Here is a 20,403-nt window from a genome sequence, read left to right as displayed (position 1 = left end):
CTGCTGCCGGAGACGGAAGGTTTGAATGGAAAGGGTAAGAATGAAGACCGCTACTCCAGCATATCCATAAACAGCCGGAAGCATCTCCGAAATCCGTAGAAGCATCAGAGTTGGGCCCACGCCATATCCAACTCCGATGAGAAAATCCCAAGGGCTAAAAGGTTGGCTCACCTGTCACACTCCCCGAATACCACGTCGATCGCGCCGAGAATGGCAGTCGCGTCTGGCAGCATGTGGCCCTTGCTCATGAAGTCCATCGCTTGCAGGTGAGAGAATGCCGTCGGGCGGATCTTGCAGCGATACGGCTTGTTCGTCCCATCGCTCACGAGATAGACACCAAACTCGCCCTTGGGGCTTTCCGTTGCGACGTAGACTTCGCCTTCCGGAACATGGAAGCCCTCGGTGTAGAGCTTGAAGTGGTGGATCAGTGCTTCCATCGACTGCTTCATTTCGCCGCGCTTGGGCGGTGAGACCTTGCCATCGGTGCTGGAAACCGGACCATCGGGCATGTCGCGCAGACATTGCTTGATGATCTTCGCACTCTCGCGAACTTCCTTGACGCGGACCATGAAGCGGTCATAGCAATCCGAGTTCGTGCCCACCGGAATGTCAAATTCCATACGGTCATACACGTCATACGGCTGCGACTTGCGCAAATCCCACGGCAGGCCGGCAGCGCGGATCATCGGGCCGCTAAAGCCCCAAGCGATCGCGTCGTCCTGGCTCACCACAGCGATATCGACATTGCGCTGCTTGAAGATGCGGTTGTCGAGCACCAGGCTCATTGCATCGTCGAAGAGCTGGAAGAACCGGTTGTCGAGCCATTCGCCAATATCGACCAGCAGCTTTTCTGGCACATCCTGATGCACACCGCCTGGGCGGAACCAGGCCGAGTGCATGCGCGCGCCTGAAGCCCGCTCGAAGAAGTTCATGCAGTCTTCGCGCAGATCCATGATCCACAGGTTCGGCGTAAACGCGCCAACATCGAGCACATGTGCGCCCATGTTGAGCATGTGATTGCAGATGCGGGTGAGCTCAGCGAAGAGCACGCGGAGGTATTGCGCGCGCTCCGGCACTTCGAGATTGATGAGCTTCTCGATGGCGAGCACGTAGGAATGCTCCATGCAAAGCGGCGAACAATAGTCCAAGCGATCGAAGTAAGGCAGCGCCTGCAAATAGGTCTTCTGCTCGATCAGCTTCTCCGTACCGCGGTGGAGCAAGCCGACATGGGGATCGATCCGCTCGATCATCTCGCCGTCCAGCTCCATCACCATGCGAAGCACGCCGTGCGCTGCAGGGTGCTGAGGACCGAAGTTGATGGTGTAGTTCTGGATGACGTCGCCGTCAGTGGTGGGCGACTCTTCAAGCTGCATTTTGCTCATTTGCCGTCCTCCTTGTCATCAGGTTCTTCCATGGCCGGTGGGTCAGAAGGCGTGTCTTTCGCTGCCTTTTCCTCAGCTTTCTTGCCAGCGCCGGTATCCGCAGGTTTCTCCGTCACTTTCGGCTTGTCGACCTGTGGTGGACCATCGGCCTTTTCGTCACCGGGAAGCACGTAATCAGTGCCCTCCCACGGAGAGAGGAAATCAAATGTACGCATGTCCTGTGCAAGCTCGACGGGCTCATAGACAACGCGCTTTTCGTCTTCGGAATAACGCAGCTCTGTATAGCCGGTCATCGGGAAGTCCTTGCGGAAAGGATGCCCTTCAAAGCCATAGTCGGTCAGAATACGGCGCAAGTCCGGATTGCCGGAGAACTTCACACCATAGAGGTCGAAGACTTCGCGCTCGAGCCACCCCGCGTTTGGCCAAAGCGTGGTTGCCGTCGGAACAGGCGTATTCTCGTCCGTGCTGCACTTCACCATGATCCGGTGGTTCTTGGTAAGCGAAAGCAGCATGTAGACGCATTCGAACCGCTCAGCTCGGGACGGATAATCCACGCCAGCGATTTCCATCAACTGCTGGTACTTGTGATCGTCACGCAACGACTTGAGGACCGTTTCGATGCTCTCGCGCTTTACCGTGAGAACGATCTCGCCGTGTTCTTCCGTCGAATCCAGAACGTGATCGCCAAGCGCAAATACAAGTGCCTCACGCACGCCGTCATTGGACGCAATCTTCGGAGCGGAATGCACCACGCTCATCGCTCAATCGTCCCGGCGCGGCGAATTTTGCGCTGCAATTGCATCACGCCGTAAAGCAGCGCTTCTGCGGTCGGCGGGCAGCCCGGTACATAGATGTCGACCGGAACGATCCGGTCACAGCCACGCACGACGCTGTAGGAATAGTGGTAATAGCCGCCGCCATTGGCGCAGCTGCCCATGCTGATCACATATTTGGGATCAGACATCTGGTCGTAAACCTTGCGCAGAGCAGGCGCCATCTTGTTACACAGCGTACCTGCGACAATCATCAAGTCCGACTGGCGCGGGGAAGCCCGAGGCGCAGCGCCAAACCGCTCCATGTCATAACGTGGCATGTTCGCGTGGATCATTTCCACCGCGCAGCATGCGAGACCAAAGGTCATCCACCACAGCGAACCTGTGCGCGCCCATTGAAACACGTCTTCGGTCGAAGTGACGAGGAAGCCCTTGTCATTCACTTCGGTTTGCAGCGCGTTGAAATAGTCTGCATCAGGCGTGCGGATTTCGCCGCCCTTCGCTGTCGGCATGGTCGCAGCCGCCTCAGCCGCGCTGATCGGCGCAGTGGGCGGAATGATCGTCGTGTTGTTAGAAGAGTTACTCATTCCCAGTCCAGAGCTCCCTTCTTCCACTCATAAGCAAGACCGATCGCGAGGATCGTGAGGAACACCATCATCGCGCCCCAACCCAGCCACTGTGTTTCATCAAGGCTCACCGCCCAGGGAAACAGAAATGCCGCCTCGAGATCGAAGATGATGAAGCTGATCGCGACGAGGTAGAAGCGAACGTCGAACTGGCTGCGCGCATCCTCAAATGCAGGGAAACCGCACTCATACTCGCTTAGCTTTTCCGCATCCGGATTATGCGTGCCCGTCAGGCGCGAGACGCCCATGGGCAGAAACACGAAAAGACATGACAGCCCGACGGCTATAAAGATGAATATCAGTATCGGTAGATACTGGCTGAGGTCGACCACAACTCTAGTCCAAGTAGCTTTGCTAAATCCCGCGTCGCTCTAGGCGGATGATCTGTATGGCGCAAGGGAGGGAATCGCGCAAATTGTGCGCTTTCCATTGCATTGTGGGGAAGACTCCAGAGCCGAAGCGAAATTCGCCCGGTTCGCACAGTCACTTCATCATCGTCGCGATCGCCTTCTCGACCGCTTTGCCATAAGGCGGTTTGAACCCGCCGAGCTTGGCAATGTCGATCTTCGGTTGGTGGTAGACGGCCCGTGCATGACTGAACTCGCGGAAGCCCTCAATCGCGTGATAACTGCCCATGCCTGACGGGCCGACGCCGCCAAACGGCAAGTCCTCCATTGAGACGTGGAAGATCACGTCATTTGTCGTCACGCCGCCAGAAATCGTCCGACTGAGGACCTGTTCCTGCTCGCTCTTGTCTTGCCCGAAGTAATAGAGGCCGAGCGGACGGTCATGGTCGTTCACATAGTCGATTGCTTGATCAATGTTCTTATAGGTCATGACAGGCAAAACGGGTCCGAAGATTTCCTCCTGCATCACTTTCATGTCGTCATTGACGTTGCGGATGATGTTGAGCGGCATCTTGCGCTGGTTGGCGTTGGAGAAGTCTTCATCGCCCGGATTGACTTCAATGACCTCTGCGCCCTTTTCGCGCGCATCTTCGACCAGGCCGTTGAGCCGCTCAAAATGGCGGTCAGAAACGATGGAAGCATAGTCATCATTATCCAGCAACGTCGGGTACATGTTCTTGACGCCTTGGCTCACGCCTTCGATCGCTTCGCCTTCCTTGTCTTCTGGCACATACATATAGTCCGGCGACAAGCAGATCTGGCCGGCATTCATCATTTTGCCCAAGGCGATGCGTTCGCCCGCTTTTGCGAAGTCAGCGCTTCGCCCCATGAAGACAGGCGATTTTCCGCCCAGCTCGAGCGTTACCGGCACCAGATTGGCAGAGGCCGCTTCCATGACACGCCTTCCGGTGGGTGTGGAGCCGGTGAAAACCAGATGATCGAACGGCAGGGAAGAGAATGCGGCGGCGACATCAGGCCCGCCAGTGAAGACGGTCACTTCATCTGGGGTGAAGTACTTCTCTACCAATTGCGACATCAAAAGACTGGTGCGCTCGGTAAACTCGCTGGGCTTGATCATCGCGCGATTGCCTGCAGCGAGCACTTGCATAAGTGGTGAGAAGGCGAGGTTGACCGGGAAATTCCACGGGCTGAGAATGCCGATGACACCCTTCGGTTCGTAACGCACTTCTGCTTTCGCACCGAGCAACCCCAGTGGAAACTGGACCTTGCGCCTATCGGTCTTCGCCCAGGCATCCATGTTCTTCAATGCGTCTTTGCCTGCGCCTACGCTCGAAGCGATATCGGTCAGCATAGATTGTTGGATAGAGCGGTTGCCGAAGTCTGCCGCCATGGTCTTCGCAAAGTCTTCGCCATGATCTTTCAGCAAAGCGATGGCGCGCTTAATACGATCTTTGCGCATGGACATCGGCTCTGGCCGGGACGCGGTGAAAGCCTCGCGCTGGCGCTTCAGTGCCTGCTCCATATCATGTTTGCGATCGTTGGCCATTGTTCTCTCCGCAATCCGTTGTCGTTTGAGACTTATGTCGCGCAAAGCCCGGTGCAATACAAGTGCAATGCAAGCTTAGGCTACGACCAATGGCGCATACGCATTCCAATTGCGTTTGCCGCAATGCAGCATTAGACCGCCCCACGAACCTCTCAGACTCGCCAATCAAGGAAGCGAATATGTCCTCTTTCTCCGCCAACGACCCGATCGTCATCCTTTCCTATGCGCGGACACCCATGGGCGGCATGCAAGGCGCCTTGGCCGATGTTTCTGCAACCGAACTCGGCGCGACCGCAGTCAAAGCGGCAACGGAACGCGCTGGAGTGGCGGGCGAAGACTATGATCGCATCTATATGGGCTGCGTGTTGCCAGCTGGTCTGGGCCAGGCCCCTGCCCGTCAGGCTGCATTGAAGGCTGGCTTGCCGAAGTCGGTTCAAGCGACCACTGTCAACAAGGTTTGCGGCAGCGGCATGCAGACAGTCATCATGGGCGCAGAAGCGCTTGCAAGTGGCACAGTCGACATGGTGATCGCCGGCGGGATGGAGAGCATGACGAATGCGCCGTATTTGCTGAAGAAGCACCGCTCTGGCGCGCGCATCGGCCATGACACAGCCTATGACCACATGTTCCTCGACGGGCTGGAAGATGCATATGAGGAAGGCCGCGCGATGGGCACTTTCGCGCAGGATACTGCAAACGAGTACCAGCTCAAACGCGAAGATATGGACGAATATTCCATCGAATCCCTGCGCCGCGCCAATGCTGCAATCGAAAGCGGCGCATTCGGTGATGAAGTTGTCGCTGTGACCGTCAAGACCCGCCGCGGCGAGACAGTCGTGGAAGCCGACGAGCAGCCCGGAAAAGGTCGCCCGGACAAGATCCCCCAACTGCGTGCAGCCTTCGCCAAGGACGGTACCATCACCGCCGCGACCTCAAGCTCGATCTCGGACGGCGCAGCAGCTGTTGTTCTCACCCGCGAAAGCATTGCCAAGGAAAAGGGCCTCACGCCTGTCGCCAAGGTGGTCGCAATGGCAGCCCACGCTCAAGAACCGAAAGACTTCACCACAGCTCCGGTCGGCGCGATCAACAAGGTTCTGGAGAAAGCGGGCTGGACCACAGACGATGTCGATCTGTGGGAGGTCAACGAAGCTTTCGCGTGTGTTGCCATGTTCGCCATGCGCGACATCGGCATCCCGCACGAAAAGATCAACGTGAATGGCGGCGCAACCGCGCTGGGCCACCCGATCGGTGCTTCAGGCACGCGTATCCTCGTCACGCTGATCAATGCGCTAAAAACCCAAGGCAAGACCAAGGGTGTTGCGAGCCTGTGCATTGGCGGCGGCGAAGGCACGGCAATCGCAGTCGAACTCGCCTGACCAGCACTGTCTGAGAGCCGGGGTGTGAGCAATTACACCCTTGATCGGATTGCTTCTCAAGCTCATGATGCCCTCGCAACCTTAGCCCGCAGCAATAAGCAGGCTTTGGCGAGGGTCGCCCGTTTTGGGTTACAGTCAATATGACTGATTGAGAGAGGGAAGTTGCAATGAAAAAACTGATTGTTTGCGCGAGCGTGTTCGCTTTGGCGGCCTGTGGCGGCGGCGAAGCTGAGCCTGAAGCAATGGAAGATAGCGCTGCGATGGAAGAAGCTGCAGCACCTGCAGGTGACGGCGCTGTCATGTACGGCACTTTCGACGTGGCCTATGCAGACGGTACGAGCGGAACTGTGACAGTGTCGGATGATGGCAGCTATGTGAGCACGACGGGCGACCAGACCAGCAGTGGTGTCGTCGCAGATGTCGACGGCAAGGCATGCTTCGATCCGGAAGGCGACGCCCCGCAACAGTGCTGGACTCAGGGCGAGACTGCCGAGGACGGTTCATTCACGTCTACTTCGGACGATGGAACGGTCGTGAAGGTAACGCCTGCTGCTGCAGAGTAATCGACTGACATCATCGCATGGGAAAGGCGGCCCTTCGCGGGGTCGCCTTTTTTTCGTCCAGATGTCCGCGGGTTAAGGCTCGCCGGCCCCAAAAAGCCGTGACACCTTAATAAAGCCCGTGCGGCCATCGACATTCAGCTCGCACCAGTCCTGCTGGCAATCGCCCAGTTTGCCGACGACACCCGGCTCAAGGTTCCAGCGAACAGTCGAATCCTCGTCTGGCCGCTCACGCAAGGCTGCGACGCCTTCACCGATCACAAGAGCGCCGCGCGACCTGGTTAGCATGCGCTGCGACACCCAGCCTTGAGTGCCATCTGGATCTTGCACCAATCGCCAGCCTTCCATGACCCGAAGAACACGCACCGGCAGACCCTGCCGTTTGTAAACCCAGTCGATGCGATAATCCATGCTTGGCCCTACCCGCATATTCACTTCGCTCACTCGCAAAGAGGCCCAATAAGGGGTCTCTTGCGTTTGCGCAGCAAGGTGCGCGGGCTGGATTATCACAGCGGATGCAAGCACTGCGGTCAGCAGCGAAACGATGAAGCGATTCATAGCCATAGCCATACAGCCTTTGCCGCCATTCCATCAAGCGTTGACCCAAGCCGATGAAGCATCTTGACCGCACCCTATGCCGCGTCCTAGCGCAATCTCATGGCCAGCGACGCAGCAACCCCTGTTAAACCCATCGAGCACACACCGCGCGTAATCGTCACCCGGCATCTCATGCCCTCAGTCGAGACCCGCATGAGCGAGCTGTTTGAGGCGACGCTCAACACCGAAGACGCACCTTATTCACGCGGGCAACTGGCCGATGCCATGCAGCGTTGTGATGTTTTGGTGCCCACCGTCACAGATCGTCTGGACGCCGAGCTTATTGAGCAAGCCGGCGAGCAACTGAAACTTATCTCAAGCTTTGGCGCCGGTACTGATCACATCGCTTTGGAAGCCGCAGCCAAGCGCAAGATCCTTGTCACCAATACGCCCGGGGTTTTCACTGACGACACCGCTGATATCGCCATGGAAATGATCATCGGCATCCCTCGCCGTGTGCGCGAAGGGGTGTCACTGATCCGCCGGGGTGAATGGAGCGGTTGGGCGCCATCAGCACTTTTGGGCCGAAAGCTGGGCGGCAAGGTTCTGGGCATCGTCGGCATGGGCCGCATCGGTCAGGCTGTCGCGCACCGTGCCAGAGCATTCGGTCTGGAGATCGCATACCACAATCGCAAGCGCTTGCCCGAAGCAGTCGAACGTATCTTTGGTGCGCGTTATGTCGCTGACCTCGATACGCTGCTGGCTGAAGCTGATATTGTCACCCTGCATTGCCCGGCGAGCAAAGACACGCAGCACCTGATCGATGCGCGCAGGATCGAGCTGTTCAAAGACGGCGCATGCCTCATCAACACCGCGCGCGGCGATCTGGTGGATCAGGAAGCAATGATCGATGCGCTGGAATGCGGAAGGCTCGCGGGCGCAGGCCTCGACGTTTACCCTGACGAGCCGAATGTCGATCCGCGTCTGCTCAAAATTCCGAATGTCATGACGCTGCCGCATATTGGTAGCGCGACCCGCGAAGGGCGGGAAGATTCCGGTCACAAGGTCATCGCGAATATTCGCATGTGGGCAGACGGACACCGTCCGCCCGATCAAGTTCTCACCGCATTGAGATAAACACACATGGACGCGTTTGCTGCCGATATTGAAAGCCTCGAGCACCTGTTCGCACGGGCGTGGATGACACGCGATCGCGCCGCGATGAAAGCCATTGCGTCGAGCGAGTTTGTGTTCCTGCTGGGCGGCAAGGAGTCAGCGGTTCTGGATCGGCCCAGCTGGCTGGATGCAGCCACGTCCCGGCTGCGCTGCGAGCACTACCAGTTTCACGATATCTATGTGCGCCAGCACAAGCGTTGCGCGATCTTTGCCGCGCGCATGTCTTTCGAAGGCCGGATTGGCCGAAGCGAATGGAAAGGCGAGCTTTGGCTCACCGACCTTTGGAAGCGCGGGCGCATCCGGCGGAAATGGAAACTAACCGAGCGGATTGTGACCCGGGCAGAAAGCGACGTTCAACTGGGCGCAGAAGTCACTTCACTGCAGCTCTGGAAATGACCTTACAACGCTTTCTCATAGAAAACGCTGTGTGCGTTTTCCGCATAGGATCCAAACGGGCCACAAACTGTGAACCCGTGTTTCTCATAGAAGCGATTGGCAGCGAGAAAATGCGGTGGAGGCCCGGTTTCCAGCTTAAGCGCTGACAGTCCTCGCTCGTGCGCGTTTCGCTCGATTTCAGCGAGGATAGCGGTTCCAACCCCTAGACCAGCAGCCTCTGGAGCAGTGCGCATCGATTTGACTTCGCCGTAAGTGTCAAAGCTCTTAAAAGCGCCGATACCGAGCAGCTCATCCCCGCGCCAAGCGGCAAAGCCTGAGATATCCGGCTCGCGCAGTGCCTCCAGTCCAAAGGCAAATACTCCGTCCGCCGGTGATGTCTCGTACATCTTCTTCAAATGGAACAGCACCAGCTGCTCGACCTCTGCCTCAGTGAAGTCGGTTGCCCGGATTGAGAAGGATTGCCCAGTCACATCAGCAGGTTTTTTAAGCTACGCGCCTCACGCATGAAACTTCGAGAGCAGCATGGAACCGTTCGTGCCGCCAAATCCGAATGAGTTGGTCATTACCGTGTCCAGACCGGCATTCTCGACCAGCTCGGTTGCGATTTCTTGCGGCTTCAGCTCTGGATCGAGAGTTTCGACATTGATTGATGGAATGATGAAGTCATGCTCCAACGCGAGCAGGCAGTAAATCGCTTCCTGAGCGCCGGTCGCGCCCTGGCTGTGTCCGGTCATGGACTTGGTCGAGCTCACTGGCGGCGTTGACCCGTCGCCAAAGACGCGTCGAACCGCTTCGATTTCACCTACATCACCCACCGGCGTCGAAGTACCGTGCGCGTTTATGTAACTAACTTTGCGGCCGTCTGGGATCGTACGCAGCGCGCCGCGCATGGCCCGCTCACCGCCCTCGCCCGATGGCGCGACCATGTCGACACCGTCTGACGTTGCGCCAAAGCCAGTGACTTCGGCATAGATCTTCGCACCGCGTGCCTGCGCATGCTCAAGCCTCTCCAGCACAAGCATCGCGCCTCCTCCGCCGATGACAAAACCGTCTCGATCGGCGTCGAATGCCCGTGAAGCGCGCTCCGGCGTGTCATTATACTTGCTAGACATCGCGCCCATCGCATCGAACAAGCACGACAGTGTCCAGTCGAGCTCTTCACCGCCACCTCCAAACATAACGTCCTGATGGCCCAGTGCGATCTGCTGTGCGGCCATACCGATGCAATGCAGCGAGGTGGAACAAGCCGATGTGATCGAGAAATTCATACCTTTGATCTGATAGGCTGTCGCAAGGTTCGCGCTGACCGTTGAGGACATACATTTCGGCACAGCGAGCGGCCCGATGCGCTTTGTCGCGCCGGTCTTCAGCACCGTTTGATGCGCTGTCAGCATGGCAGAGGTTGACGGCCCGCCTGATCCTGCAATCACGCCGGTCATCGGGTTAATGACGTCTTTCTCTTTGAGCCCTGCATCGGCAATCGCTTGCTCCATCGCGATGTAAGCATAGGCCGCCCCCGGCCCCATGAAGCGCAAGGTGCGCTTGTCGACATGTTCCTTGATGTCGAGGTCGACTGCGCCTGCGATCTGCGAGCGGAAGCCATGCTCGGCCATATCCTCATTAAAGGTGATGCCCGATTTGCCCGCTTTCAGCGATGCCAGTACTTCCTGAGCGTTATTCCCAATTGAGGAGACGATCCCCAGCCCTGTTACAACGACGCGACGCATTCTGCCCTCTTTCGTCTTTTCTTATATCACGCCTCGGAGAGGGCGACCTTCATGTCTTTGACCTGATAGATGACTTCGCCATCGGCCTCGACGCGGCCATCGGCAACCCCCATGGTCAAGCGGCGAGTCTGCACAGCCTTAGTGAAATCGACAAAGTATTTCAGCATCTTGCGATCAGGCCGCACCATACCGGTGAGCTTTACTTCACCCACACCGAGCGCATAGCCGCGCCCCTGCCAGCCACGCCAACCCAGGTTGAAACCGGTAAGTTGCCAGAGGCCGTCAAGGCCAAGGCAACCTGGCATAATCGGATTGCCCGGGAAATGGCATTCAAAAAACCAAAGGTCAGGATTGATATCGAACTCTGCGACCACATGGCCTTTGCCATGCTCGCCGCCATCGCCAGAGATTTCCGTGATCCGATCCATCATCAGCATGGGAGGTTCTGGCAATTGCGCATTGCCGGGCCCGAACAACTCGCCGCGTGCGCATTTCAACAAATCGTCACGATCAAAACTCGTTGGAAAATCACTCATCCCCGGCGCAACTCCTCACCTGTTGTTGGGTTATGTGCGCATGCGCCTAGCACTGCGATTTCACGAGGAAAAGGCTGGGTTAGCCCATGTCGGGTGATTGGCCCCGATTACTTGAGCGCACAGCCGGTAATCTCGCTCTGCGGCGGACGGGTCTCAGCCCGCTGGAACCGAGCAAAGTAGCCCCGAATGTCAGGCTTCTCGAGAAACTCGATCAACTCATATCCCACGGCTTCAAACTCACAGGAAAGCAGCACAGGCGGGATTCCATGCTGGTCAGTCGGCCGGTCGGAATCGACGACAATCACTTGTCCTCCCTCTGCGAGCGCAGGCCATAGCCGCCAGAGAAACGCGTAAGGCTCACTCACTTCGTGATACATATGGACGAGGAAGATGCGGTCGAAGCTATCAACCGGGAGCTGCGGATCATCAGGCTGGCCGAGCTTGATTGACACATTAGCAAGCCGCTCACGCTCGACACGCTCACCGAGCCGCTCTAGCGCATCGCGATCAATATCCTGAGCCAGGACACGTCCACCCTCACCTACGCGATCAGCCAAGCGCACAGTGTAGTAGCCCTCGCCTGCACCGATATCGGCAACTGTCATACCCGGCGAAATACTCGCCAGGTCCATAACCTTTTGTGCTTCACCGCGACTGTCGCGCGCATCTTCATTGGAGAACTCAGTCGCACCAAGACCGGAAACGGGCCTGTCAGGCTGCGGGAAACCAATCGATGATTCTGGCCGCGAGCTGTCTTCCGCGCTGGGCGTACAAGCGGTGAGCGTTGCCGCGATTGCCGCAGGAATGGTAAGCCGAGCAATTCTCATCACTCGACGTCCTCCACCTCGATCTTTTCGCCGGTGACGCGTTGCGCAAGCGCTGCTGAAATATAAGGATCGAGTGCGCCATCAAGCACATCATCAGGAGAGCTGGATGTAACGCCAGTGCGGAGATCCTTGACCATCTGATACGGCTGTAAGACGTAGGAGCGGATCTGGTGACCCCAGCCAATCTCGCTCTTTTCCTGATACTCCCCGCTGGCTGCCGCTTCGCGCTCCGCCATTTCACGCTCGAACAATCGCGCTTTCAGCATGCTCATCGCGGTCGCTCGGTTCTTGTGCTGACTGCGATCGTTCTGGCTTGCAACGACAATGCCGGTTGGCTGGTGCGTAATGCGAACGGCAGAGTCGGTCGTGTTGACGTGCTGCCCGCCTGCACCGGACGCGCGATAGGTATCGATTTTCAGATCCGACGGATCGATCTCGATGTCGATATCATCGTCAATCACCGGATAGACCCAAACAGAGCTGAATGATGTATGGCGCCGCGCGGAACTGTCATACGGACTGATGCGGACAAGCCGGTGAACCCCGCTCTCCGTCTTTGCATATCCGTAAGCGTTCTCGCCTTTAAGCAACAGCGTGGCTGACTTGATACCCGCCTGATCGCCTGCCTGATATTCTACGGTCTCGACCTTGAAACCGCGACGCTCGGCCCAGCGCGAATACATGCGGAAGAGCATTTCCGCCCAATCCTGGCTTTCCGTACCACCAGCCCCTGCGTGGATTTCCAGATAGGTGTCGTTGCTGTCCGCTTCGCCGGACAAAAGCGCCTGAACCTTGTCAGCGTCAGCGCGGTTCGCAAGCCGCTCAAGGCTTTTGAGGCCATCCTTGATGATGTCCTCTTCCCCCTCGGCTTCGCCCATTTCGATGAACTCGACAGCGTCTGACATTTCGGACGAGATTTCGTTCACTGTATTGACCGCACTTTCGAGCTGTTTCTGCTCGCGGCTGACGGCCTGCGCTTCCTTCGGATCGTTCCACAAATTGGGATCCTGCACGCGCGCATTGAGCTCGTCCAGACGGCGCAAAGCGCGCTCCCAATCCAGAGATTCGCGCACCAAGGCGAGTGCAGCTTCGATACGGTCGATAAAGGCCTGCCCTTCGGCACGCATAGGATAATCTCTCTTAAACTGTCTTGGTGTTCGATTAGCGGGGCTGGCTCAGTTGTAAAGCGCTGTGCAAGACAGCTGAGCGGTTCTGGCCTTCGCTAATAGATACCGCCCTGCTCTTCGACGAACTGCTCCTCGCGACCAAAACGGCCTTGCGAAAGCCCGCTTTCCAGCCTGCCTCGGCGGAGCAAAGCGATGATCTCTTCTCGGCGAGCGGCAATCTCGTCTTGCCGGGTAGCCCGCGGAGGCTCTGTATCCGGCTTGAATGCCTCCCAGATGACATCCGCTTTGGGATCATCGGTGGGCCAAGCATCGAACACGCGTTTGCCGCTGCGACGGTCAACGCGGACCATGCGCACGCCGTTGGGCGCTACCGCCGGGTCCGTGCTCCAGCGCGATTTCGTTTTCTGGACGAATTCCTTGAAGATCGGTGCGGCGGTGTTCCCGCCCTGAACCCAATTGCCGAGATCACGGGGCTGGTCATGGCCGACATAAACACCTGCGACGACTTCCGGCGAGCCGCCGACAAACCAGGCATTGGTCGGGCCTGAAGTGGTCCCGGTCTTGCCGAACAATGGAAGATCAAGATCACGCAAGCGCGTCGCTGTGCCGCGCGTCACCACACCCTCGAGCATATGGACGGTCTGGAACGCGGTGCGCGGGTCCATCACTTGCTCACCCATTGGCCCGAGGCGAGGCATCGGTTCTCCGTCCCATTCGGCCATATTGCAGCTCTCGCATTTCCGGCGATCTGCACGGAAGATCACTTTGCCACGACGGTCCTGAACGTAATCGATGACACTGGAACGGTGCAGCCGCCCGTGATTGGCGAGCGCAGCATAAGCGTTGACCATCTTTTCGACCGTTGTGTCGCCAGCGCCTAAAGCGAAAGCAGGGAATGGCTGATAGCGTCCGATGCCTAGTCGATCGAAAGTGTCGATGACTTGCGGCATGCCTGATTCCATAGCGATGTGCACCGTCATCAAATTGCGGCTCTGCTCAAGTCCCCAGCGCATGGTGTGTACGCCGCCAGACTGGCCGCTGAAATTGCGGAAGCATTTCTCGCCGAGATTGGAGCCCTGATAATAGCAGAAGGTTTCGTCAGGCACCTCGCTCGCCGGGGTCATGCCATTATCGAGGCCCGTCGCATAGACGAAAGGCTTGATAGTCGAACCCGGCTGGCGGTCGGCCTGCGTTGCGCGATTGAAGTCGGACAGCCGGAAATCGAACCCGCCTTGCATCGCAAGGATACGGCCTGTCTGCACCGATTGAGCGAGGAACCCGCCCGAAACCTCGGGGATAGTGCGCACGCGGAAGCCGTTGCCACTTGGTTGCACCGCAATCACATGACCGGCTCTGAGGCCGCTCGGTATGCCGGAAAGTGGTGCTTCGCTGCCATCGCTGAAACCGATCGTGGCGCTATCGCCATTGCGCGCGGTCACCACGCCGATCCGCCAATTCTCGTAATTCACGCTGATGAAGGAGCTTGCGAGCTGACTGCCCCAATCATCGCCGTTCACATCAAGTGTCGCAATAGGTCCCGTCCAACCGCGATTGCCGTGATATCGGAACAGGCCTGCACGCAAGGCATCGCGCGCTGCCGCTTGCATCTCGGTATCGAGCGATGTGCGAACCCATAGGCCGCCTGCATAGACGCTGTTCGGCCCTTCTTCAGCGGTCTCGCCAAAGCGATCCATCAACTGGCGTCGCACTTCCTCAAGGAAGTATCCAGCGTCGGCTCTTGGCTCGGACGATCGCTGCGCAACAAGCCCAAGCGGCTTTGCCTTGGCTGCATCGGCCTCTGCCTGCGTGATAAAGTCATTCTCGACCATTTGGCCGAGGACGAAATTCCGCCGTTCAATGGCAAGATCGCGGAAACGTTCGCGGCCATAGCGTTCCGGTGCTTTTGGCAGGATCGCGAGGAAAGCCGCTTCGTGAAGTTCAAGCTCGCCGACATCCTTGTCAAAATACGCACGCGACGCTGCTTGAACGCCAAAGCTGCGGCGTCCCAAGGGTATTTCATTCAAGTAAAGCTCGAGGATCTCTTGCTTCGTCAGCACGTCTTCGATGCGGCTTGCGACGATCATTTCCTTGAGCTTGCGCGTGACCGAATACTCATCACCCAGCAGTAGATTTTTCGCCACCTGCTGTGTGATGGTGGAGCCACCGACCGCGCGCTCACCCGAACCGTACTTCGTCACGTAGTCGATCACAGCATTGGCAGTGCCGGTGAAATCAACGCCACCATGGCTGAAAAAGGTTTTGTCTTCAGCTGAGAGATACGCCTCAATCAATTGCTCGGGGAAGTCAGCATATTGCAACTGAACGCGCCGCTCGCGAGCGTAGGAATGGACGATTTCTCCGTCGATTCCTCGCACCATGGTGGGCAGAGGCGTCTCATATTCGAGCAGAGTCTCCGCATCAGGCAAGTCGCGCGCCAAGAACGCCCAGATGCCGACCAAGACAACGATGCCGAAAACGAACAATCCGGCAAAGATGCGGAAGAGCAAGCGCTCCCGCCAGCTCTCCACAAACCAGGTCTTCACCGCGCTGAAATCGCGGATGAACCGGTAACGCGCGTATTCTAGATTCGTCTGCTGTTCCATCTTAGATCTGAGCCTTTAGCACCGGCGCTCGCCACGCCGCCAGAGGCTTTTGTCTATTTCATCGCGCATCGCTGACACTTTACCGACGTTCAGTTGAGGCCTTGGCGGACAAAATAGACCTGAATGGCCCGCGCCAGGCTCTCCGCAGCTGCCTCTTGCCCTTCCTCTGAAGACAACCGTTCCGCTTCATTCGGATTGGTCAGAAACCCCGCTTCAAACAGGATGGAAGGCATGTCTGGCGTGCGCAACACGACCAGATCGGCCCCTCGCAAGGTTTGCGGATGAAAGTCCAAGCGCCCTCGCCCTTCGCGCCGGATGAGACTTGCCAGCTCAAGCGCCTCTTCTTTCGCGCGCCGTTGAGACAATTCGACGAGGATCGCATTGACATCTGCATCTTCACCTTCAAGCTCCAAGCCGTTGAGCCTGTCCGCATCGTTCTCCCGCCGGGCGAACCGAGCGGCAGCTGCAGAGGTGGCGCGCTGGGAAAGCGTGTAAATGCTGGCTCCTGCCGCTTCCGCCCCCTCGCCAGCGCTATCTGCATGGATGGAGACGAACACATCGGCATTCATCCGGCGCGCCAGATTGGGCCGCTCGCTCAAAGTGAGAAAACTGTCGTCATCTCTTGTGAGGGCCACGCGGATGCCGCCCAGATCGAGCAGCTCCTCGCGCAGTTTGAGAGCGATACCAAGCACAACATCCTTCTCGCGGATGGGCGCGCTGGTTGAACCGCCCACTGCTCCGGGATCGCGCCCACCGTGACCGGCATCTATCACCACGAGCGGCGCATCTGGATCGTTCGGCCCAGCAATATCAGGAAGGCCAATCTCAGTGGTCTCGCCCAAGGCAACGCGCACAACATAATCGCGTCCCAGCTCTGGCACCGGAACTTTGATGTTCAAAGCCATCAATCCGCCAATCAGAACGATCGGCAGCAAGATCACAACAGCTAGGAATGTGCGCAAGGACATCGTGATACCGGGTTAGATTGTTGCGCATGAGAAACGCAATATGGTTGCGGCATGAAACCCACGGTGCTAGCAAGCTATCACCGAGTAATCGGTCAGAATGCTGTTTTTTAACGGATCTGGCGGTACTACTCGATCGGTTTGCACCTTTAAGAGCGAACCTCACAACAGGTTGATGCAGTGACAAGAGTTTCCTCCCCGATCCAGCACGAACCGCGCTTCTGGCGCGATGGTGCGGCATCGGGCCGGATCGCCGTACAAGACGGTCCTCTTTCGCATGCAGACACGTATGAATTTCCCGAGCGCACCGGCGCTGCGGGCTTTGCAACTTTTGCCGGGCGCCAATTGCGGCCCCCGGTGTTTCCCATATTAGTGCGCTCGCGACAGGCGGTTTTGCCGCGCTGCTCCAGCGCCTGGAGAATTATACATGGCAACGCGCATGCTAATCGATGCGCGCCACTCGGAAGAGACCCGGGTGGCGGTGCTCAAAGGCAACCGGATCGAAGAATTTGATTTCGAGTCGGCCGAACACAAACAGATAAAAGGCAATATCTACCTCGCGAAAGTCACGCGAGTAGAACCTTCCCTCCAAGCAGCTTTCGTCGATTTCGGCGGCAACCGGCATGGCTTTCTCGCCTTTGGCGAAATCCATCCTGATTATTATCAGATCCCGAAGGAAGACCGCGAAGCGCTTCTCGCTGAGGAAGCAGAAGCGGCGGAAGAAGAAGCACGTCTTCGCGCTGAAGAAGAAGAGCGCGGCGAGCTACCCGGCGACGAATATGACGCTGAAGATGAAAGCTCTGAAGCTCTTGCTGAAGACCTTGCAGAAGACGGTCTGGAAGAGATCGACACGTCTGAAAAAGACAAAGTCGCCACTATCGAAGAAGGCCATGTCGATGGCGATAGCGATGAAGACGATGAAGACGAGGACGACTCCGAGGGCGATGAGTCTGAGGAAGAGTCCTCTGATGACGACAGCGACGAAAGCGAATACAAGCCCAAGAAGGGTGCGCGTCGTGGACGCGGTCGTCGCGGTCGCGGACGTCGCCAGGGCGGCGGCAAATCTCGCGCCAAGGAAGTCGATGAAGTTCGCGCACGCCGTCAGGCGCTGCGTCGCCGTTACAAGATCCAGGACGTCATTCAGCGCCGTCAGGTGCTGCTCGTGCAGGTCGTAAAGGAAGAGCGCGGCAATAAAGGCGCAGCGCTCACGACATATCTCAGCCTTGCCGGCCGCTACACCGTGCTTATGCCGAACAGCAGCCATGGCGGAGGCATCAGCCGGAAGATCAACTCTTCCAGCGACCGCAAGCGCTTGAAGCAGGTCGTCTCAGACCTGAAGCTACCAAAAAGCATGGGCTTGATTGTCCGCACTGCTGGCCTCAGCCGGACCAAGACGGAGATCAAACGCGACTTCGATTATCTTGCGCGGCTGTGGGATGACATAAGGCAAACAACGCTGGGCTCGACTGCGCCGTCACTGATCCATTCGGACAGCGATCTGATCAAACGCGCAATCCGCGACATTTATAATCGCGAGATTGAGGAAGTCGTGGTTGAAGGTGAGGAAGGCTATAAGTCAGCCAAATCCTTCATGAAGATGCTCATGCCGAGCCATGCGCGACGCGTGAAAGCTTATTCTGACCCAGTCCCGTTGTTCCAGCGGTATGGCGCAGAGGACCAGCTGAGAGCGATGTATGACCCGATGGTGCAGCTCAAGTCGGGCGGCTATCTGATTATCAATCCGACCGAAGCGCTGGTTTCGATCGACATCAACTCGGGCCGTTCAACCAAAGAGCACGGGATCGAGCAAACCGCGCTTCACACGAACCTTGAGGCAGCGCGCGAAATCGCTCGCCAGCTGCGTCTGCGCGATATGGCCGGTCTTGTCGTGATCGACTTCATCGACATGGAATACAATTCCAATGTCCGCAAAGTCGAAAAGGCGATGAAAGAAGCGCTCAAGAACGATCGTGCGCGCATCCAGGTCGGCCGCATTTCCGGCTTCGGTCTGATGGAAATGAGCCGTCAGCGTCTGCGCACCGGTGTGCTAGAAGCGACCACGCGCGAGTGCCCGCATTGCGATGGCACGGGCCTTGTTCGTACCGCATCCTCTGCGGGTCTTTCTGCTCTGCGCCTGATCGAAGATGAAGCAGCCAAGGGCAAAGGTACGCTGATCAAGCTCGCCGCAAGTACCGAGGCCGCGATCTACATGCTCAACGAAAAGCGTGCTGACCTCGTCGAGATCGAGCAGCGTTATGGCGTGACCGTCGAGATCGTTCCGGAGGGAGAAGACGAAGGCGCGAAGATGAGCGTGTCGAGCGCCGGACCTCGCCCAGCAGAAGCGCCTAAGTTCGAACCTATCGTCGATGACGACGAAGATGATGACGACATTCCTGAAGAGGACAGCGACGAAGACGAAGACGCACCGAAGAAAAAGCGTCGCCGCCGCCGCCGTGGTGGTCGCGGTCGCAACAAGAAGCGCCGCGAAGAAGGTTCGGAAGACGGCGATGAAGAGGCTTCGGACGAAGACAAATCGGACGAAACCTCATTCGACGAAGACGAAAGCGACGAGAAGCCCAAGCGCAAGCGTCGCAGTCGTGGCGGTCGCGGGCGGCGCAAGAAGGCTGATGAGAGCGTAACGGCTGAAGATGCCGAGAAGCTCGATGAGGTAGCTGAGCAGGTCAAGGAAGACATGCCGGTCGTTGCCGGTCCTGATGATGCGCAGGAAACAGCTGAAGCGATGGCCGCAGAGGCTGAAACAGAAGAAAAGGCTGAAGAGAAGCCCAAACGCAAGCGGGCTTCACGGGCGAAGAAAAAGCCCGAAGCGGAAGAAGCAGCGTCAGAAGAAGCAGCTGCGGACTCTGCTGAAGAGGAAGCGCCCAAAAAGAAGCCTGCAAAGAAAGCGCCGGCCAAGAAGCCTGCGGCAAAGCGCACTTCGCGTGCCAAGAAAAAGGCAGACGAGCCGGCTGAGGAAACAGCCGCCAAGGATGCTGACGCCTCAGATACCGAAGAGGCACCTGCCGATGACGGCAAACCTCGTCGTGGCTGGTGGCAACGTACGTTCGGCGAGGAAAAGTAACTCGCTCAACAGCCAATCAGATCAAGAACAGGGCTCAGGTGCAGATCGCATTTGAGCCCTTTCTTATATATGTCAAAGCTTTATCGCGCCTTTTTTACACACCGGCCTTGCGAGCAATGCCCCATTCCATCCAACCGGCAATACGCGGTGTTTTGGGCATATAGCCCTGGCCCATAGGCTCGACCTCAAAGCCTGCACCCCGCAGTGTAGCGCCCACAGGACGCGTCAAATGGCACCCGCCAGCGAGCCGCTTCCAGACAGGTTCAACCCGCATTTGCCACTTCGCAACCGAGGCATCGGGCGCGCGGCCATGTTCAAGGAAGAGCATCTGTCCACCGGGTTTCAGAACACGGCGGACTTCGGCCAGGACCTTCGCCGGATCCGACACGCTGCAAAGCGTATAGGTGCAAACAACCGTATCGAAAGTGCTGGAAGGAAAAGGGATTTCTTCGCCGACACCTTGCTTGATGTCAGTGTGCCAGCCCCTCGCCTCGCTCGCAGCGCGCGCTGCGTCGAGTAAGCCGTCATGCGGATCTATGCCGCTGAATGCAGCTACAGCATCGGTATCATAGAATTGCTGATTGAGACCGCCTCCGCAGCCAAGCTCCAGCACCTTGCCTTGAGCCAAAGGCACAACAAACGATCGCCGCTTCATGACCTGACCCTGACCACAGGCGAAAGTCACCATGCGCGGCATCACATGCGCATCATACCAGCTTTGCAATCCCATCGGCCCCTCCCATCCGAACCGACTGTCCACACGTGTAGTCTAAGACGTTTCCGCAGTCGCGGTAAAGCG

The 20,403-nt window shown here is 57.7% G+C and carries 19 protein-coding genes; 5 read left to right on the top strand and 14 right to left on the bottom strand.

Annotated features, from left to right (window positions below; translation table 11 throughout):
• Positions 1-167: 167 nt before the first annotated feature.
• The 5 genes from HUO12_RS03435 to HUO12_RS03415 all read right to left on the bottom strand — a co-directional run bounded on the left by HUO12_RS03435 (position 168) and on the right by HUO12_RS03415 (position 4,695).
• Positions 168-1,373 carry an NADH-quinone oxidoreductase subunit D gene (locus tag HUO12_RS03435; RefSeq protein WP_176274268.1) on the bottom strand — a complete coding sequence of 402 codons (1,206 nt, stop codon included), beginning with the start codon at positions 1,371-1,373 and terminating at the stop codon, positions 168-170.
• A 5-nt stretch (positions 1,374-1,378) separates the two neighbouring features.
• Positions 1,379-2,140: an NADH-quinone oxidoreductase subunit C gene (locus tag HUO12_RS03430; RefSeq protein ID WP_176272272.1), complete on the bottom strand. Its 762-nt coding sequence runs from the start codon at positions 2,138-2,140 to the stop codon at positions 1,379-1,381.
• Positions 2,137-2,667: a NuoB/complex I 20 kDa subunit family protein gene (locus HUO12_RS03425; RefSeq protein WP_217905231.1), complete on the bottom strand. Its 531-nt coding sequence runs from the start codon at positions 2,665-2,667 to the stop codon at positions 2,137-2,139. The genes HUO12_RS03430 and HUO12_RS03425 overlap by 4 nt, the downstream gene beginning before the upstream one ends.
• Positions 2,668-2,738: 71 nt before the next feature.
• Positions 2,739-3,113, bottom strand: a complete 375-nt coding sequence (locus HUO12_RS03420; protein WP_176272270.1) for an NADH-quinone oxidoreductase subunit A — start codon at positions 3,111-3,113, stop codon at positions 2,739-2,741.
• A 151-nt stretch (positions 3,114-3,264) separates the two neighbouring features.
• Positions 3,265-4,695 (bottom strand): coniferyl aldehyde dehydrogenase, encoded by a 1,431-nt coding sequence (locus HUO12_RS03415; protein ID WP_176272269.1) that lies wholly within the window; start codon positions 4,693-4,695, stop codon positions 3,265-3,267.
• Between the two features lie 179 nt (positions 4,696-4,874).
• Here HUO12_RS03415 and HUO12_RS03410 point away from each other — a divergent pair, with 179 nt between their 5' ends.
• Positions 4,875-6,071, top strand: coding sequence for a thiolase family protein (locus tag HUO12_RS03410; protein ID WP_176272268.1), 1,197 nt, complete (start codon positions 4,875-4,877; stop codon positions 6,069-6,071).
• A 167-nt stretch (positions 6,072-6,238) separates the two neighbouring features.
• Positions 6,239-6,634 carry a hypothetical protein gene (locus HUO12_RS03405; protein ID WP_176272267.1) on the top strand — a complete coding sequence of 132 codons (396 nt, stop codon included), beginning with the start codon at positions 6,239-6,241 and terminating at the stop codon, positions 6,632-6,634.
• Between the two features lie 72 nt (positions 6,635-6,706).
• Here the strand turns inward: HUO12_RS03405 and HUO12_RS03400 are convergent, their stop codons facing one another.
• Positions 6,707-7,195, bottom strand: coding sequence for an SH3 domain-containing protein (locus tag HUO12_RS03400; protein WP_232367296.1), 489 nt, complete (start codon positions 7,193-7,195; stop codon positions 6,707-6,709).
• 93 nt (positions 7,196-7,288) lie between these two features.
• On the opposite strand from HUO12_RS03400, the gene HUO12_RS03395 reads away from it, so the two are divergent.
• Complete coding sequence (locus HUO12_RS03395) at positions 7,289-8,305, top strand: 2-hydroxyacid dehydrogenase (protein WP_176272266.1); 1,017 nt, start codon at positions 7,289-7,291, stop codon at positions 8,303-8,305.
• A gap of 6 nt (positions 8,306-8,311) precedes the next feature.
• Positions 8,312-8,740 carry a nuclear transport factor 2 family protein gene (locus tag HUO12_RS03390; protein WP_176272265.1) on the top strand — a complete coding sequence of 143 codons (429 nt, stop codon included), beginning with the start codon at positions 8,312-8,314 and terminating at the stop codon, positions 8,738-8,740.
• 2 nt (positions 8,741-8,742) lie between these two features.
• On the opposite strand, the gene HUO12_RS03385 is transcribed toward HUO12_RS03390, so the two are convergent.
• The 7 genes from HUO12_RS03385 to HUO12_RS03355 all read right to left on the bottom strand — a co-directional run bounded on the left by HUO12_RS03385 (position 8,743) and on the right by HUO12_RS03355 (position 16,528).
• Positions 8,743-9,210 (bottom strand): GNAT family N-acetyltransferase, encoded by a 468-nt coding sequence (locus tag HUO12_RS03385; RefSeq protein ID WP_176272264.1) that lies wholly within the window; start codon positions 9,208-9,210, stop codon positions 8,743-8,745.
• A 27-nt stretch (positions 9,211-9,237) separates the two neighbouring features.
• Positions 9,238-10,467 carry a beta-ketoacyl-ACP synthase I gene (fabB, locus tag HUO12_RS03380; RefSeq protein WP_176272263.1) on the bottom strand — a complete coding sequence of 410 codons (1,230 nt, stop codon included), beginning with the start codon at positions 10,465-10,467 and terminating at the stop codon, positions 9,238-9,240.
• A 26-nt stretch (positions 10,468-10,493) separates the two neighbouring features.
• A complete protein-coding gene (gene fabA, locus HUO12_RS03375) occupies positions 10,494-11,003 on the bottom strand; it encodes a bifunctional 3-hydroxydecanoyl-ACP dehydratase/trans-2-decenoyl-ACP isomerase (RefSeq protein WP_176272262.1) in 510 nt (169 codons plus the stop codon).
• A 107-nt stretch (positions 11,004-11,110) separates the two neighbouring features.
• Positions 11,111-11,830: a class I SAM-dependent methyltransferase gene (locus HUO12_RS03370; RefSeq protein ID WP_176272261.1), complete on the bottom strand. Its 720-nt coding sequence runs from the start codon at positions 11,828-11,830 to the stop codon at positions 11,111-11,113.
• Entirely contained in the window at positions 11,830-12,957 is a 1,128-nt protein-coding gene (gene prfB, locus HUO12_RS03365) for a peptide chain release factor 2 (protein WP_176272260.1), read from the bottom strand. Before prfB ends, HUO12_RS03370 begins: the two co-directional genes overlap by 1 nt.
• A 95-nt stretch (positions 12,958-13,052) precedes the next feature.
• The gene (locus HUO12_RS03360) at positions 13,053-15,560 is read right to left on the bottom strand and encodes a penicillin-binding protein 1A (protein ID WP_176272259.1); all 2,508 of its coding nucleotides are present in this window, start codon (positions 15,558-15,560) and stop codon (positions 13,053-13,055) included.
• An 89-nt stretch (positions 15,561-15,649) separates the two neighbouring features.
• Entirely contained in the window at positions 15,650-16,528 is an 879-nt protein-coding gene (locus tag HUO12_RS03355) for an N-acetylmuramoyl-L-alanine amidase family protein (protein WP_176272258.1), read from the bottom strand.
• A 424-nt stretch (positions 16,529-16,952) separates the two neighbouring features.
• On the opposite strand from HUO12_RS03355, the gene HUO12_RS03350 reads away from it, so the two are divergent.
• Positions 16,953-19,604 carry an Rne/Rng family ribonuclease gene (locus tag HUO12_RS03350; protein WP_176272257.1) on the top strand — a complete coding sequence of 884 codons (2,652 nt, stop codon included), beginning with the start codon at positions 16,953-16,955 and terminating at the stop codon, positions 19,602-19,604.
• A 94-nt stretch (positions 19,605-19,698) separates the two neighbouring features.
• Here the strand turns inward: HUO12_RS03350 and HUO12_RS03345 are convergent, their stop codons facing one another.
• Entirely contained in the window at positions 19,699-20,334 is a 636-nt protein-coding gene (locus tag HUO12_RS03345) for a class I SAM-dependent methyltransferase (RefSeq protein ID WP_176272256.1), read from the bottom strand.
• Positions 20,335-20,403: the final 69 nt, after the last annotated feature.

Origin of the sequence: Altererythrobacter lutimaris (assembly GCF_013371495.1) — a bacterium.
Lineage (GTDB): Bacteria > Pseudomonadota > Alphaproteobacteria > Sphingomonadales > Sphingomonadaceae > Erythrobacter > Erythrobacter lutimaris_A.
The sequence above is the reverse complement of the archived record's forward strand: the minus strand, read 5'-3'. Positions and strand labels throughout refer to the sequence as shown.

Excerpts from the sequence above, each read along its gene's own strand:
- HUO12_RS03435 (WP_176274268.1), bottom strand. The coding sequence starts at position 1,373 with ATGCAGCTTGAAGAGTCGCCCACCACTGACGGCGACGTCATCCAGAAC.
- HUO12_RS03430 (WP_176272272.1), bottom strand. The coding sequence starts at position 2,140 with ATGAGCGTGGTGCATTCCGCTCCGAAGATTGCGTCCAATGACGGCGTG.
- HUO12_RS03425 (WP_217905231.1), bottom strand. The coding sequence starts at position 2,667 with ATGCCGACAGCGAAGGGCGGCGAAATCCGCACGCCTGATGCAGACTAT.
- HUO12_RS03415 (WP_176272269.1), bottom strand. The coding sequence starts at position 4,695 with ATGGCCAACGATCGCAAACATGATATGGAGCAGGCACTGAAGCGCCAG.
- HUO12_RS03410 (WP_176272268.1), top strand. The coding sequence starts at position 4,875 with ATGTCCTCTTTCTCCGCCAACGACCCGATCGTCATCCTTTCCTATGCG.
- HUO12_RS03405 (WP_176272267.1), top strand. The coding sequence starts at position 6,239 with ATGAAAAAACTGATTGTTTGCGCGAGCGTGTTCGCTTTGGCGGCCTGT.
- HUO12_RS03400 (WP_232367296.1), bottom strand. The coding sequence starts at position 7,195 with ATGGCTATGAATCGCTTCATCGTTTCGCTGCTGACCGCAGTGCTTGCA.
- HUO12_RS03395 (WP_176272266.1), top strand. The coding sequence starts at position 7,289 with ATGGCCAGCGACGCAGCAACCCCTGTTAAACCCATCGAGCACACACCG.
- HUO12_RS03390 (WP_176272265.1), top strand. The coding sequence starts at position 8,312 with ATGGACGCGTTTGCTGCCGATATTGAAAGCCTCGAGCACCTGTTCGCA.
- fabB (WP_176272263.1), bottom strand. The coding sequence starts at position 10,467 with ATGCGTCGCGTCGTTGTAACAGGGCTGGGGATCGTCTCCTCAATTGGG.
- fabA (WP_176272262.1), bottom strand. The coding sequence starts at position 11,003 with ATGAGTGATTTTCCAACGAGTTTTGATCGTGACGATTTGTTGAAATGC.
- HUO12_RS03370 (WP_176272261.1), bottom strand. The coding sequence starts at position 11,830 with ATGAGAATTGCTCGGCTTACCATTCCTGCGGCAATCGCGGCAACGCTC.
- prfB (WP_176272260.1), bottom strand. The coding sequence starts at position 12,957 with ATGCGTGCCGAAGGGCAGGCCTTTATCGACCGTATCGAAGCTGCACTC.
- HUO12_RS03360 (WP_176272259.1), bottom strand. The coding sequence starts at position 15,560 with ATGGAACAGCAGACGAATCTAGAATACGCGCGTTACCGGTTCATCCGC.
- HUO12_RS03355 (WP_176272258.1), bottom strand. The coding sequence starts at position 16,528 with ATGTCCTTGCGCACATTCCTAGCTGTTGTGATCTTGCTGCCGATCGTT.
- HUO12_RS03350 (WP_176272257.1), top strand. The coding sequence starts at position 16,953 with ATGGCAACGCGCATGCTAATCGATGCGCGCCACTCGGAAGAGACCCGG.
- HUO12_RS03345 (WP_176272256.1), bottom strand. The coding sequence starts at position 20,334 with ATGGGATTGCAAAGCTGGTATGATGCGCATGTGATGCCGCGCATGGTG.